14 protein-coding genes are annotated in these 14581 nt (G+C 69.9%); 13 read left to right on the top strand and 1 reads right to left on the bottom strand.

The features are described 5' to 3' along the window. The first annotated feature begins 20 nt into the window (after positions 1-20). From NLX83_RS07965 to NLX83_RS07950, 4 genes are all read left to right on the top strand, one after another. On the top strand, positions 21-1148 hold the full coding sequence (locus NLX83_RS07965) for a sensor histidine kinase (RefSeq protein ID WP_254234188.1): 1128 nt from the start codon (positions 21-23) through the stop codon (positions 1146-1148). After that, on the top strand, positions 1145-1792 hold the full coding sequence (locus NLX83_RS07960) for a response regulator (protein ID WP_254234187.1): 648 nt from the start codon (positions 1145-1147) through the stop codon (positions 1790-1792). Before NLX83_RS07965 ends, NLX83_RS07960 begins: the two co-directional genes overlap by 4 nt. Before the next feature lie 94 nt (positions 1793-1886). Further along, complete coding sequence (locus NLX83_RS07955) at positions 1887-3386, top strand: diguanylate cyclase domain-containing protein (protein WP_254234186.1); 1500 nt, start codon at positions 1887-1889, stop codon at positions 3384-3386. 135 nt (positions 3387-3521) lie between these two features. Next, positions 3522-5036 carry a diguanylate cyclase domain-containing protein gene (locus NLX83_RS07950; RefSeq protein ID WP_254234185.1) on the top strand — a complete coding sequence of 505 codons (1515 nt, stop codon included), beginning with the start codon at positions 3522-3524 and terminating at the stop codon, positions 5034-5036. Here NLX83_RS07950 and NLX83_RS07945 read toward each other — a convergent pair. Beyond that, entirely contained in the window at positions 5013-5942 is a 930-nt protein-coding gene (locus tag NLX83_RS07945) for a polyprenyl synthetase family protein (protein WP_254234184.1), read from the bottom strand. The genes NLX83_RS07950 and NLX83_RS07945 overlap by 24 nt on opposite strands. 206 nt (positions 5943-6148) lie before the next feature. Here NLX83_RS07945 and NLX83_RS07940 point away from each other — a divergent pair, with 206 nt between their 5' ends. The 9 genes from NLX83_RS07940 to NLX83_RS07900 all read left to right on the top strand — a co-directional run bounded on the left by NLX83_RS07940 (position 6149) and on the right by NLX83_RS07900 (position 14581). After that, on the top strand, positions 6149-7135 hold the full coding sequence (locus NLX83_RS07940; protein WP_254234183.1) for a Bug family tripartite tricarboxylate transporter substrate binding protein: 987 nt from the start codon (positions 6149-6151) through the stop codon (positions 7133-7135). Beyond that, entirely contained in the window at positions 7132-7626 is a 495-nt protein-coding gene (locus tag NLX83_RS07935; protein ID WP_254234182.1) for a tripartite tricarboxylate transporter TctB family protein, read from the top strand. Before NLX83_RS07940 ends, NLX83_RS07935 begins: the two co-directional genes overlap by 4 nt. A gap of 1 nt (position 7627) precedes the next feature. Further along, a complete protein-coding gene (locus NLX83_RS07930) occupies positions 7628-9103 on the top strand; it encodes a tripartite tricarboxylate transporter permease (RefSeq protein ID WP_254234181.1) in 1476 nt (491 codons plus the stop codon). 77 nt (positions 9104-9180) lie between these two features. Next, positions 9181-9693 (top strand): SigE family RNA polymerase sigma factor, encoded by a 513-nt coding sequence (locus tag NLX83_RS07925; RefSeq protein WP_254234180.1) that lies wholly within the window; start codon positions 9181-9183, stop codon positions 9691-9693. Continuing rightward, entirely contained in the window at positions 9690-10160 is a 471-nt protein-coding gene (locus tag NLX83_RS07920) for a hypothetical protein (protein ID WP_254234179.1), read from the top strand. The genes NLX83_RS07925 and NLX83_RS07920 overlap by 4 nt, the downstream gene beginning before the upstream one ends. Before the next feature lie 340 nt (positions 10161-10500). Further along, positions 10501-11499 (top strand): LacI family DNA-binding transcriptional regulator, encoded by a 999-nt coding sequence (locus NLX83_RS07915; protein WP_254234178.1) that lies wholly within the window; start codon positions 10501-10503, stop codon positions 11497-11499. Between the two features lie 120 nt (positions 11500-11619). After that, a complete protein-coding gene (locus NLX83_RS07910) occupies positions 11620-12876 on the top strand; it encodes an ABC transporter substrate-binding protein (protein WP_374118688.1) in 1257 nt (418 codons plus the stop codon). After that, a complete protein-coding gene (locus NLX83_RS07905; RefSeq protein ID WP_308209282.1) occupies positions 12873-13784 on the top strand; it encodes a carbohydrate ABC transporter permease in 912 nt (303 codons plus the stop codon). Before NLX83_RS07910 ends, NLX83_RS07905 begins: the two co-directional genes overlap by 4 nt. Then, positions 13784-14581 (top strand): carbohydrate ABC transporter permease, encoded by a 798-nt coding sequence (locus NLX83_RS07900; RefSeq protein WP_254234177.1) that lies wholly within the window; start codon positions 13784-13786, stop codon positions 14579-14581. The genes NLX83_RS07905 and NLX83_RS07900 overlap by 1 nt, the downstream gene beginning before the upstream one ends.

Raw genomic sequence — 14581 nt, 5'->3', positions numbered from 1 at the left:
AAAGCGCTACCGACATGCGGATGTCCGCCGTCCGGTTCTGGAACCGGTTGTCGCCGTGGACGCGCGATGCCGCGCTCGCGGTGCTCGCGGCCGGGCTCACGATCGGCGCGCCCGCGCTCGACTTCCTCATCCTCGGCGTGAACGATCCGCCGATCGGCATGGCACAGCGGGGGTGGCCGTGGCTGCTCATGGTGCTCGCCGCGAGCGCGCCGCTCACCCTGAGCAGGCGATTCCCGCTCTCCTCGGTCATCGCCACCGGCATGATCACCCTCGTTTCGGTGCTCATCGGGCAGAACCTGTCGCCGTGGCCGGTGATGATCGGTGCCTACGTGGCCACCTACCGCTGTGAGCGCCGCCGGCTCCCGGTGCTGGTCGTCGGCGCGCCGGTGTGGATGCTGACCGTGGCCGTGATCATGAGCGGTGCGCTGCGGCCCTCCGACGTGGTCTACGCCATCGGTTTCGCGCTGATGCCGGTCTCGTTCGGCTACGCGCTGAGGGTGCAGCGCGACTACGCGTTCCAGTTGCAGCGGCTGCACATCGCGGAGCGGCAACGGGCGCAGGCGGAGGAGCGGGCGCGGATCGCGCGGGACGTGCACGACGTCGCCGGGCACCACCTGAGCGCGATCCGGTTGCGGGCCATGGGCGGGCGCCGCGAGGCGGACGGTGAGGACGCGCTGCGCACGGTCGCGGAGCTGTCGGCCGAAGCGCTCAGCGAGATCCGTGGCCTCATCGAGGTGCTGCGCGACGACGAGCCCCGGCTGACCGAGCTCCCCGCGCTGGCCACCCGGCTGAGCTGCCCGGGCTTGACGGTTACCGTCAAGGTGTCTGACCTGCCCGAACTGCCGGAGCGGCTGCACGGGTGCGGCTACCGGATCGCCCAGGAGGCGTTGACCAACGTCGTCCGGCATTCCGGGGCGAGCACCGCGGAGGTCTCGGTCCGGGTGGCCGGAACGGACTTGGTGATCACTGTGGAGGACGACGGGACGGGTGCCGATACCGTGCGAGAAGGCTGTGACAGGAAGGGCAGCGGCCTGCGCGGCATGCGGGAGCGCGCCGAGCAGCTCGGCGGCTCCGTGGTCGCGGGACCGCGCAGTCCGCGAGGGTGGCTGGTCCACGCCACCCTGCCGGTGAAACGAGGACTGGGATGATTCGCGTGCTGGTCGCCGACGACCAGGCCGCCGCCCGCACGGGCCTGCGGCTGCTGCTCGACGGCGAACCGGACATCGAGGTGGTCGGTGAGGCCGCGAACGGGCACGACGTGGTCGCGCTGACCGAGCGCCGCCGCCCCGACGTGGTCTTCACCGATCTGCGGATGCCGAGGATGGACGGGCTCACCGCGATCAGCCGGGTGTGCGCGCTCAGCCCCGCGCCCGCGGTGATCGCGCTGACCACGTTCGACACCGACGAGTACCTGTTCGGCGCGCTCCAGGCCGGAGCGGTCGGGTTCGTGCTCAAGGACAGCGAACCGGGGCTGTTCGTCGAGGCCGTCCGCGCCGCCCACCAGGGGCAGGGGTTGATCGATCCGCAGGTCACGCGGCGGGTGGTGCGCCGGTTCGCGCAGACCTCGCCGCGCCCGGCCACCGCGGAGCTCGCCGAGCTGACCCCGAGGGAGGTCGACGTGCTGCGCAGCCTGGCCCGCGGCCTGAGCAACGCCGAGATCGCCGAGGACCTGTTCATCAGCGCGGGCACGGTGAAGGTGCACATCGCCAGGGTGCTGGCCAAGCTCGGGGTGGCCACCAGGGTCCAAGCGGTGATCTACGCGCACCGGCACGGCCTCGTCACCTGGGACTGAGCCGGGCGAATTCGTCCTTTTGTCGGTCGCTCGACCGATTGTCCGGCTTTCCGGGCGTAATTACTGTTCGCAGACCCGGCACGCGGAGGGGCCTGTGAGGAACCTGAAAACCGTGGTGCTCGTGGTGCTCGCGACGCTGGTCGCGGTGATGGTCGCGCTCCACCTCTCCGACCTGCCCCCGCGCGAGTCCTGGCGGGTGTCCAGGCTGATGCAGCTCGGGCTCGCCCTCGGCGGGGTCGCCGGTTTCACGATCACCGCCGTGCGCGCCTCCGGGGCCGACCGGTACTGGCGGGTGATCATGGCGCTCGCCGCCGCGGTCCGGCTGGCCTTCTGCGTCTGGTACGTCTCCGTCGATCTCAGCGGCGGCGCGCTGAAGCCCGTCTTCACGTTCGCGCCCGCCCCGTTCGCCGCGAGCACCCTGTTCACCCTGGGCGCGGTGCTGGTCCTGATCCGGTCCGGCCGTTCGGCGTCCCGTCACGTCACGCCGAGGGACTGGCGGGTGTTCTGGCTGGACGCGGTGATCATCTCCAGCTCGGCGCTCATGCTCACCTGGGTCACCGTGCTGGAGCCTGCCTTCGACGCGAGCAGGCCCGTGGTCAGCCCGCTCATCCTGCTCACCAGGCCGATCGAGTTCATCGTGCTCGTGGTGATCCTGATCGCCCTCTCCTGCAAGCGGCAGGAGGCGCGGCGGACCGCGATGGTGTTGGTGTGCTTGGGTTTTTTCGCCCAGGTCAGTGGTTCCTGGGCGGTGGGCCACCTGATCCCCAAGGGGGTCCCGCTCGAAACGACGCGCTTCCTGGCCGACATCGGCTTCGTGACGGCCGAGGCGCTGTACGCGATCACGCCCTGGGTCGCGGTGCGCGGCGGGAACGGCACCGCTGCGCGCCGTCCCGGTCTCGCCGACCACATGCTCTTCATCGCGCCGTACCTGCCGGTGCTCGTCACCCTGATGTTCATCGGCGTGGGCACCGCGGTCGGCGTCGGCATGAGCCCCGAGGAGATCTACATCGCGCTCGCGGTCGTCGCGGTGATCCTGATCCGGCAGTTCGTGACCATGGTCGACAACGAGCGCCTGCTGCGCAGGCTCTGGGACCACCAGCGCAGCCTTCGCCACCAGGCGTTCCACGACCCGTTGACCGGGCTGGCGAACCGCGCCGCGTTCCGCGAGCAGCTCGAACGGTCGCTGGCCCACCCCGGTACCCAACCGGTCGTGCTGTTCGTCGACCTCGACGACTTCAAACGGGTCAACGACCACCACGGCCACGCCGCCGGGGACCAGGTGCTGTGCGGGGTCGCGGAGCGCCTGCGCGAGGTGGTGCGCGCACCCGACCTGGCGGCCCGGCTCGGCGGGGACGAGTTCGGGGTGCTGCTCGTCGAGCCGGGGGAGCAGCGCCACGAGATCGCCGCGAAGCTGCTCGCCGAGCTGTCCAAGCCGTACAGCGTCAACGGCGTCGAGCACACGGTGCGCGCCAGCATCGGGCTGGCCGGCGCCGCCGACGCGCGGCACGCCGACGAGCTGCTCCGCCTCGCCGACGACGCGATGTACCTGGCGAAGAACCGCGGGAAGGGCACCCTGGCCGTGTACACGACGTAGATCCAAGCCGGGCCGGATACGGTGTCCTGGGCTGTCAGGCACTCGTCACAGGGGATTGACGTGTCGGTCGGTCGGCTGATTGTTCGACCGGCAGCGGATTACTACTCTTCCCACGACCCGACGCGCGGAGGGCTCGTGAAAAACCTGAAGACCTTCGCGCTCGTGTTGCTCGCGACGCTGATCGCGCTGATGGTCGCGGTGCGGCTGTCCGGCCTGCCGGTCGCGTTCGCCTGGCGGTTCGACAAGCTGCTGGAGGTCGGGGCCAACCTCGCCGCGGTCATCGGCTTCACGATCACCGCCCGCCGGGCGCCCGGCACCGACCGCCGCTGGCGCGTGCTCCTCGCCGTGGCAGCGGTGCTCCGGCTGGTGTTCTGCGTCCTCTACTTCTGGGTCGACGTGTCCGGGGGCGACATCCGCGCCGCCCTCAACTCCGCCCCGCCGATCTTCACCGTGAGCACCCTGCTCACCCTGGCCGCGGTGGTGGTGCTGGCCCGCCGCAACGGTCCGACGCCGCGCCGCTCCAGCTCGCGTGACCGCCTCCTGTTCTGGCTGGACGGGCTGATCGTCACCAGTTCCGCCGTCGTGCTCACCTGGGTCACCGCCGTGCACCCCGTGCTGCTGGACGACCAGCGCGTGCTGAACCCGCTGGTCCTGATGAGCAGGCCGATCGAGTTCCTGGTGCTGCTGGTGATCCTGATGGCGCTCTCCCGCAAGCGGCAGGAGGAGCGCCAGATCGCGATGTTGTTGGTGGGTATGGGTTTCTTCGCCCAGATCTGCGGCTCCTGGGGCGTCGGCTACCTCATCCCCAAGGGCGTTCCGTTCGACACCGCGCGCTTCATGGCCGACATCACCTTCGTCTGCGCCGGCGTGTTCTACGCGCTGACCCCGTGGGTCCCGGTGCGCAGCCGCGACAGCGGTCCCAGGCGCAAGGCGGGCCTGGCCGACCACATGCACTTCGTGGCGCCGTACTTGCCCGTGCTCGCCACGCTGATGTTCATCGGCCTGTCCACGGCGGTCGGCGGCAAGCTCAGCGCGGGGGAGACCTACATCGAACTGGGCGTCGTCGCGATCGTGCTGATCCGGCAGTTCGTCACGATGGTCGACAACGAGCGCCTGGTCCGCAGGCTCTGGGACCACCAGCGAAGACTGCGCTACCAGGCGTATCACGACGCGCTGACCGGGCTGCCGAACCGCATCGCGTTCCGCGAACAGCTCCAGCAGCTGCTGGCCCACCCCGGCACCGAACCCGCGGTGCTCTTCGTCGACCTCGACGACTTCAAGACGATCAACGACCGCTACGGCCACGCCGCGGGGGACCGGGTGCTGGCCGGGATCGCGGCGCGGCTGCGCGCGGTGGTGCGCGCGCCGGACATGGTCGCGCGGCTCGGCGGGGACGAGTTCGGCGTGCTGCTCGTCGAACCCGGGGAACGCGGCAACAACATCGGCGAGAAGCTGCTGACCGAGCTGTCCAAGCCGTACAGCGTCGACGGGGTCGAGCACACGGTGCGCGCCAGCATCGGCCTGGCCAGCGCCGCCGACGCGCGGGACGTCGAGGACGCCGCGGACCAGCTGCTCCGCCTCGCGGACGGCGCCATGTACCTCGCGAAGAACCGCGGGAAGGGCACGCTAGCCGTCCACCTGGCGACGTAGCGGGATCACCGGGTTCATCGTCGAGGTCATCCCGGCGAGGCGGACCCGGTGGCCGCTCGGCGGCAGCGCGGTGAGCACCGTCCGCGCGTGCGCCGCGTACTGCTCCGCCATCCGCATCGCGGTGCCGCACGCGCCGGTGCGGCGGACGATCTCCACCAGCTCGGGTAACCGGTCCGGAGTGGACCGGGCGGTGAGCAACCGCTCGATCCGCGCGCGGTCGCGGGGGTTCGCGCCGTCGTGGGCGAGCAGCACCGGCAGCGAGAGCCTGCGCACCCGTACTTCGCCGCGACCGTCCCGGGTCACCGCCTCGACGTTGCGCTCGTAGGTCCGGATGTCCTCGCGGATCTGGCAGGTGAGGCCGAGCGCGTCGCCGAACTCGGCCAGCGCGTTGGTCTGCGCCGGGCTCGCCCCGCTGAGCACCGCGCCGACCCGGCAGGCCGCCGCCAGCGGGGCCGAGGTCTTCAGCCGGGCCATCCTGAGGTAACCGTCCAGTCCACTGTGGAGGGTCGAGGCCAGTTCCAGCTCGGTGCCCCGGCAGGAGTCGATCCCGGTGCTGGCCTGGATGCGCATCGCCTCGGTGACCCGTTCCGGTGGCACCCCGCGGTCGACGCACTCGCTGAGCGCGCGGAACCACTCGAACAGCAGCGCGTTCGCCGCGACGAGCGCGTCCGCCGGACCGCCGGAGCGGTGGATGATCTCCTCGTGCACCAGCCCGCCCACGTGCGAGCACTCGAAGCCGACCGCGGCGGGCAGGATGCGGACCGGGTCACCACCGACGGCCATCGCCGACTCCAGCACCAGCATCGGCCGCAACAACCTGCCGGGCGGCTGCGTCGCGCCCTGGGGCCACCGCCGCCCGCACTCCCGCACCACCATGTCGGCGAGGTCCGCATCGGGGGGAGGCACAGCGCCAACGTGGTGTGCCGGGGCTGCCCGGTCAATCCTCGCGACGGCCCTTTCACCCGAAGCGGTGGGGTGAGCTGTCCGGGTCCGTGAACACAACGACCATAACGATCGCTGCGCACGCAAGCGCGACGGCTCGGGCGGACAACCGCACGATGACGTACCTCATGACTCGACCCTCATGACTCAACGGAGAGGCGGGGATCACTGTGCGGGTCCGCAACTGGCTGGCCGCGGCGGGGGCGGTGGCCGCCGCGCTGCTGGTGCCGCCGCTGGTCACCTCCGGCCTGGACACCGACGCCGGGGCGCAGCTGCGCGGGGTCAGGGTGCTCGTGCCCAACGCACCCGGCGGCGGCTACGACACCACCGCGCGCACGGCCGCGAAGGCGATGGAGGACGCGGAGCTGATCCGCAATGTTGAGGTCTTCAACCTTCCCGGGGCGGGCGGGACCGTGGGCCTCGGCCGGATCGTCAACGAGCGCGGCAACGGCAAGCTGGTGATGTCGATGGGCCTCGGCGTCGTCGGCAGCGTCTACACCAACAGGTCGCGATCGTCCCTTCAGGACACCACGCCCATCGCGAAGCTCACCGAAGAGCCGGACATCGTGGTGGTGGGCAAGGATTCCCCGTACCAGAACATCGGGCAGCTCATCGCGGACTGGAAAGCCAACCCCGGTGCCGTGCCCGTCGGCGGCGGCTCGTCGCCAGGAGGCCCCGACCACCTCGCGCCCATGCTGATGGCGAAGGCGGTCGGACTTGCCCCGAGGACCGTGACCTACGTGCAGTTCGACGGTGGCGGAGAACTGCTCGCCGCGGTCCTCGGGCGCAAGATTTCCTTTGGTGTGTCAGGGGTTGGTGAGTACGCCGACCAGATCAAGGCGGGCTCGCTGCGCGTGCTCGCGGTGACCGGCCCGAACCGGATTCCCGGGGTGGACGCGCCGACGCTGAGCGAGGCGGGCATCGACGTGAAGTTCACCAACTGGCGCGGAATCGTTGCCCCGCCGGGGATTTCGGAGAAGGAGCGGGTCGCGCTGGTCGAGTTGTTCCGCCAGCTGCACGACACCCGGCAGTGGCGGGACGCGGTGGCCCGCAACGGCTGGACCGACGCCTACGCCCCCGCGGAGAAGTTCGGCGAGTTCCTGACCGCCGAGAACGCCCGCGTCGCCACCGTGCTCAAGGAGTTGGGACTCGCGTGACCGAGAAGCTGCGTCAGCACTCCGAGCTGTGGGTGTGCCTGTTCTTGTTGCTGCTGGGCGGTTTGGTGCTGATCGACGCGATCAGCATCCCGGCCGACTTCACCCAGCGCGGTCCGGTCGGGCCGAAGGCCGTGCCCGTCCTGGTCGGCGGGCTGCTCGTGCTGGTGTCGGTGTTGCTGGCGCTGGACGTGCTGCGCGGGGGCAGGGGCGAGGCCGAGGCGGGTGAGGACGTCGACCTGGACGCGCCCGCCGACTGGCGCACGGTCCTGTTGCTCGCCGCGGCGTTCCTGGCGAACATCGTGCTGATCAACCTCGTCGGGTTCCCGCTGTCCGGCATGGTGCTGTTCTGGGGCTCGGCCTACGCGCTGGGCAGCCGCAACCCCGTGCGCGATCCCCTTGTGGCAGCGGGGCTTTCGATCACCACCTACCTGGTCTTCAACAACCTGCTGGGAGTGCACCTGCCCGGTGGCCCGCTGATGGGGGTGCTCTGAGTTGGACACGCTGACCCAGCTGCTCAACGGTTTCGGGACCGCGCTGACCCCGATCAACCTGCTGTACGCGGTGATCGGCGTGCTGCTCGGCACCGCGATCGGCGTCCTGCCGGGGATCGGGCCCGCGATGGCGGTGGCGCTGCTGCTGCCGGTGACCTACGGCCTCGACCCGACCGGCTCGTTCATCATGTTCGCCGGGATCTACTACGGCGGCATGTTCGGCGGCTCCACCACCTCCATCCTGCTGAACACCCCGGGCGAGACCGCGGCGGTGGTCACCGCGATCGAGGGCAATCCCATGGCGCGCAAGGGAAGGGGCGCCCAGGCCCTGGCCACCGCCGCCATCGGGCACTTCGTCGGCGGGATCATCGGCACCACCCTGCTCGTGCTGCTGGCCCCGTTCGTCGCCTCGGTCGCGGTGGACATCGGCGCCCCGGACTACTTCGCGATCATGCTGCTGGCGTTCATCGCGGTGACCTCGGTGCTCGGCGGTTCCCGGGTCCGCGGCTTCGCATCGCTGCTGATCGGGCTGGCGATCGGGCTCGTCGGGCTGGACGAGATGACCGGCCAGCAGCGGCTCACCTTCGGTTCCCTCCAGCTCGCCGACGGCATCGACGTCGTCGTGGTCGCGGTCGGCCTGTTCGCGATCGGCGAGTCCCTGTGGGTGGCCGCGCACCTGCGGCGGAAGCTGGCCGAGCCGATCCCGGTCGGTCGCCCCTGGCTCGGCCGCGAGGACCTTCGCCGGTCCTGGAAGCCGTGGTTGCGCGGGCCGCTGATCGGCTTCCCGTTCGGCGCGATTCCCGCCGGTGGAGCCGAAATCCCGACGTTCCTGTCCTATGTGACCGAACGCAGGCTGTCCAAGCACAAGGACGAATGGGGCAAGGGCGCGATCGAGGGCGTCGCCGGTCCGGAGGCCACCGCGAGCGCGTCGGCCGCGGGCACGATGGTCTCGATGCTGACCCTCGGCCTGCCGACCACGGCCGTCGCCGCGGTCATGCTCGTCGCTTTCCAGCAGTTCGGCATCCAGCCGGGACCGCTGCTGTTCCAACGGGAATCGGCACTGGTGTGGGCGTTGATCGCGAGCATGTTCATCGGTACCGTGCTGCTGCTCGTGCTCAACCTGCCGCTCGCGCCGGTGTGGGCGAAACTGCTGCGGCTGCCCCGGCCCTACCTCTACGCGGGCATCCTGTTCTTCGCCAGCGTCGGCGCGTACGCGGTCGGCGGCGAGGTGCTGGACCTGGTGATCCTGCTCGTCATCGGGCTGCTCGGGTTCATGATGCGGCGGTTCGGGCTGCCGGTGCTGCCCGCCGTGCTCGGGGTGATCCTCGGCCCCAACGCCGAGCAGCAGATGCGGCGGGCGCTGCAGATCAGCGACGGCCACCTCTCCGGCCTGGTCAACACCACGTTCTCGGTGATCGTCTACGGGATCATCGCGGTGATCGTGTGCTGGCCGCTGCTCCGCAGGCTGCGTTCGTGACCGCGATCACTTTCCGAACCGGGCAACCCCTCGCGCGTCCCGTCTCGTAACGAGGGGCGAGACCGTTTGGAGGCCCAGTGACCGATCGCGACGCCGAGTTCGTCGAGTTCGTCCAAGCCCGTGGTGTCGCTCTGCGGCGAACCGCGTTCCTGCTGTGCGGTGACTGGCACCGCGCGGAGGACCTGGTGCAGGCAGCTCTGATCAAGCTGTTCAAGTCGTGGCACAAGATCCAGAAAGACGGATCTGTCGATGCCTACGCGCGCCAGGTGCTTGTCCGGACCACGATCGACGAGTCGCGACGGTTCTGGCGTCGGCGGGAGCGCGCGTCCGACGAACTGCCGGAAGTGGCCGTACCCGCGGTGAGCAGTGAGGAAGCCCTCGATCTGCGGAGGGCCCTCGCCCAGCTGCCCGCCAGGCAGCGGGCCGTCGTCGTGCTGCGGTTCTGGGAGGACCTGTCGGTCGAGGAGGTCGCCAGCCTTCTCGGCTGCGCCCAGGGAACCGTCAAGAGCCAGGCATCGAAGGGCCTGGCCGCACTGCGCAGAGTGCTTGCCGATCAGCGGGACTACTCGGTTCTGGAGGTACAGCGGTGAGCCACGAGGAGCTGACCGACATGGACGAGTACGCCGAGGCCCGGGCAATGCTGGGCCGCGCGCTCGGAGAGGAACCCACGATGAACTTCCACCCCACGTCCGTTCTCGCTGCCGCCAAGCGCAGCGTCGCTCGCGGCCGCGCGTGGGCCGCCGGCGGTATCGCGGCGGGCGTCGTCGTCATCGGCATCGGCGGGGCCGCGCTGGCATCGCCGTTCGGTGCGGCCGAGGTCCCGCCCGCGGGCGGCGTCACCACGACGAGCACCGTGCCGTCGACGATCACGGTCAGCCCGACCGAGACTTCCCGGCCCACGATCCCGACCACGCCGCCCGCGACGACCCGCCCGCCGGTCACGTCGACCCAGACCACGACCAGCCCCGGCAAGCCCGATCCGACCACGTCGCGCCCGGTCCCCACCACGACGCGCCCCGCGCCCACCACGACGTCGCTGCCCGCCACGACGCGCTGACCCACCGGCGCTGAGCCCCCGAATGACTCATTCGGCCCGCTCACCCTCCCCGAACCCCCAGCTCAGGCCGTTGTGCCCTGAATGAGTCATTCAGGCACTCCAACGCGCTGACCAGCACGTTCGGGACGGTTATCACCCTGAATGAGTCATTGGGGGAGTTGAGCTCCCCCAATGACTCATTCAGCACACCCCAACGGAACAAACGCGGCATTCGCGCGGCGCGGGCCACCACGTGCCGGAACGAGACGCCGGAGCACACCCGTGCTCCGGCGTCTCGCCGTCCCAACCCCCGGAGGTGCACACTGGCTTCGACAGTCCGATCGACGTCCGGGAGAGGTTCGTGGCCGAGGTTTCCGCGAAGAACCCCACGCTGGAGACCGTGGCGGCGGTCGCGGGGGTGTCCAAGTCGACCGTCTCCCGGGTGATCAACAACCTGCCGCACGTGCGCCAGGACATCCGGGAAGCGGTCGAGCGGGCCATCGCGCAGACCGGCTACGTGCCCAACCAGGCGGCCCGCTCGCTGGTGACCCGCCGCACGGGCGCGGTCGCGCTGGTGGTGCAGGAACCGGACACCACGGTCTTCACCGATCCCTACCTGACCGGCCTGATCCACGCGGTCGCCGACGAGCTGGACCGGACCGACGTCCAGCTGATGGTGATCATGGCGCGGTCGCAGCGCGAGCAGGCGCGGCTGGACCGGTTCCTCCGCGCGGGCCACGTCGACGGGGTGCTGCTGACCTCGACGCACGGCGCGGGCATGCTCAGCGGCCTCACCGTGCCGGTGGTCTACGGCGGCAGGCCGCTGCGCGTCGCCAAGGACACGATGTGGGTGGACGCCGACAACGTCGGCGGAGCCCGGCTCGCCGTCGAGCACCTGCGGGAGCGCGGCCGCGAGCGCATCGCGATGATCTCGGGCCCGCAGGACATGGCGGTCTCCATCGACCGGCAGAGCGGCTACCGCGACGCGCTCGACCCGAACTGCCGCCCGGTGATCGCCCACGGGGACTTCGGCGTGCAGAGCGGCGAGCAGGCCATGCGCCAGCTGCTCGCCTGGGAGCCGGAGCTGGACGCGGTGTTCGTCTCCTCGGACCTGATGGCGGTCGGAGCCCTGGAAGCCTTGCGCGCCAACGGTCGCCGCGTTCCCGAGGATGTGGCTGTCGTCGGCTTCGACGATGTCGAGCAGGCGCGACTGGCCGATCCGCCGCTGACCACGGTCCGCCAGCCCATCGACGAGCAGGGCCGCCGCATGGTCGGGATGCTGCTCGACGCGATCGCCGGGAACCCCGCTGAGCAGGCCGTGACGCTGCCGACGAGCGTGGTCGTGCGCCAGTCCTCCTGAGCCTGGGAGCGCTCCCAGTCGATAACGGACGTGAAAACATTTATTGACCTGCTGTAAGGACTTCGTCACACTCGCCGGTACCTGGGAGCGCTCCCAGGATTTCCCAGAGCGAGGTGCACTGTGCGACAGCGACCCACCCTCTTGGCGGCCATCGCGGTGCTCGGCGCCACGGTCGCCTGCGGCGGCCCCGCGGACGGCCGGATCGAGCTCACCATCGGCACCTTCACCGAGTTCGGCTACGAGCAGCTGCTCACCGAGTACGAGGCGGCCCACCCCGGCATCAAGATCGTCCACAACCGGACCGGCCAGGGCGGGCCGTACCACCAGGCCCTGTTCACCAAGCTCGGCGCGGGTTCCGGGCTGGCCGACGTGCAGGCGGTCGAGGAGGGCTACCTCGCCGACGTGCTCGCCAGGCCCGCGCTGTTCCACAACCTGGAGCAGATCGGCCCCGCCACCGCGGACCGTTGGCTGGACTGGAAGTACCAGGCGGCGAAAGCCAAGGACGGCAGCCTGATCGGCTACGGGACCGACATCGGCCCGCTGGCGATGTGCTACCGCAAGGACCTCTTCGCCGCAGCCGGGCTGCCCTCCGAACCGGAGGCGGTCAAGCCGTTGTTCGCCAGCTGGCAGAGCTTCTTCGCCGCAGGGGACCAGTTCGTGGCGAAGTCCGGCGGCAAGGCGTGGTTCGACTCGGCGGCGCAGATCTTCAACGCCATGCACAACCAGCTCGACACCGGCTACTTCGACCGGCAGGACCGGCTCACCGTCGAGCAGAACCCCGCCATCAGGCAGAACTGGGACCAGGTCACCGCGGCGGTCGCGCGCGGGCAGTCGGCGAAGCTCGTGGCGTTCAGCAACGAGTGGAACTCCGGGTTCAAGTCCGGCGCCTTCGCCACCAAGACGTGCCCGGCCTGGATGCTCGGCGTGATCAAGGAACAGGCCGGTGCGGGCAACGCGGGCAAGTGGGCCGTCACCGACGCGTTCCCCGGGGGCGGCGGCAACTGGGGCGGCTCGTTCCTCACCGTGCCGAAGCAGAGCAGGCACCCGAAGGAGGCCGCCGAGCTGGCCGCGTGGCTCACCGCGCCGGAGCAGCAGGTGAAGGCGTTCCTCAAGGCGGGCACTTTTCCCAGTCAGGTCAAGGCTTTGACCGCGCCGGAGCTGCTGGGCGGGACCGACGCGTACTTCGGCGGAGTGCGCAGCGGCGAGCTGTTCGCCACCCAGGCGCGCAAGGTCGGCAAGGCCCAGTACAAGGGGCCGGGCGACGGCAAGATCCAGGAGAACGCGTCCACCCCTGCGTTGCAGACGGTGGAGCAGGGCGCGTCGGCGCGGGAGGGCTGGCAGCGGTTCGTCGACAGCGCGAAGAAGCTCGCCAAGTGAGCAGGCTGTCCCGTTGGGACGTCAAGTACTCGCCGTACCTCTACATCGCGCCGTTCTTCGTCCTCTTTGGACTCGTCGGCCTGTTTCCCTTGCTGTACACGGCTTACGTGTCCATGTTCGACTGGGACCTGCTCGGCGGTGATCCCGTGTTCGTCGGCGCGGACAACTACCTCGCGCTGTTCTCCGACAACCAGTTCTGGACGACGCTGACCAACACGCTGAGCATCTTCGTGCTCTCCAGCGGCCCGCAGATCGTGATCGCGGTGCTGCTGGCCGCGCTGCTCAACTCCCGGCTGCGCGCGCCGACCGCGTGGCGGGTCGGGGTGCTCCTGCCGTACGTGGCGAGCCTCGTCGCGCTGGGCATCATCTTCGCCAACCTGTTCGGTCCGAACTACGGCCTGGCGAACAACCTGCTCGAACTCGTCGGCCTGGACCGCGTGGACTGGCAGGCCGACCGCTTCGCCAGCCACGTCGCCATCGCGGTGATGGTCAACTGGCGGTGGACCGGCTACAACGCGCTGATCGTGCTCGCCGCGATGCAGGCCATTCCCAAGGAGATCCACGAAGCGGCCACAGTGGACGGTGCGGGACCGGTGCGGCGCTTCGTCAGCGTGACGCTGCCCTTGTTGCGGCCGACGCTCGTCTTCGTGGTGATCACGTCGACCATCGGCGGCTTGCAGATCTTCACCGAGCCGAAGCTGTTCGACGCGATGCCCGGCTCCAACAACGGGGGATCGTCCAACCAGTTCCAGACGATCACGCTGTACATGTACCAATCCGCGTTCGAGGGCGGTCACCTCGGCTACGCGTCGGCCATCGCCTGGGTGCTGTTCCTGGTCGTCATCGCGATCGCCACGGTGAACTTCCTGATCACCAGGAGGCTCGCGGCCGGGTCAGGGGTGCGCTGATGGTCTACGGCCTGCTGATCGCCTTCGTGCTGGGCTCAGCTTTCCCGTTCTACTGGTCGTTCCTGGTGGCCAGCCGGGACAGCTCGATGCTCACCGACACCGTTCCGTCGCTGCTGCCGGGTGCGAACTTCCTTGCCAACGCGCAGCGGGTGTTCGACTCGGTGCCGTTCTGGAAAGCCTTGGGCAACAGCGTGATCGTCGCGGGCACGGTCACGCTGACCACGGTGCTGTTCTCCACGCTCGCCGGGTTCGCCTTCGCCAAGCTGCGCTTCCGCGGCCGCGATCCGTTGTTCCTGTTCGTGGTGGCCACGCTCGCCGTCCCCACCCAGCTCGGGGTGATCCCGCTGTACCTGGCGATGGCGGAGTTCGGCTGGGCCAACGGTGTGCAGGCGGTCATCGTGCCGAACCTGGTGACCGCGGTCGGTGTCTTCTGGATGCGTCAGTACACAGTGGACGCTCTGCCGTTCGAGCTGGTCGAGGCGGCGCGGATGGACGGGTGCAGCATGATCCGCGTCTTCTGGCACGTGTGCCTGCCCGCGGTGCGCCCGGCAGCGGCGTTCCTCGGCATGTTCACGTTCATGACCTCGTGGAACGACTTCCTCTGGCCGCTGATCGTGCTCAACGCGGAGAACCCGACCGTTCAGGTGGCCCTGGAGAAGCTGCAGAGCGGCTACTACGTCGACTACTCGCTGGTGCTCGCGGGCACGACGCTCGCGACCATCCCGATCCTGATCGTTTTCGTCGTGCTCGGCAGGCAGATCGTCGCCGGGATCATGCAGGGTGCAGTGAAGGGGTGA

Source organism: Allokutzneria sp. A3M-2-11 16, assembly GCF_024213555.1.
In the GTDB taxonomy this organism is placed as follows: Bacteria; Actinomycetota; Actinomycetes; order Mycobacteriales; family Pseudonocardiaceae; genus Allokutzneria.
The sequence above is the reverse complement of the archived record's forward strand: the minus strand, read 5'-3'. Positions and strand labels throughout refer to the sequence as shown.

Coding starts and splice junctions, on each gene's coding strand:
- NLX83_RS07965 (WP_254234188.1), top strand. CDS start 21: ATGTCCGCCGTCCGGTTCTGGAACCGGTTGTCGCCGTGGACGCGCGAT.
- NLX83_RS07960 (WP_254234187.1), top strand. CDS start 1,145: ATGATTCGCGTGCTGGTCGCCGACGACCAGGCCGCCGCCCGCACGGGC.
- NLX83_RS07900 (WP_254234177.1), top strand. CDS start 13,784: ATGGTCTACGGCCTGCTGATCGCCTTCGTGCTGGGCTCAGCTTTCCCG.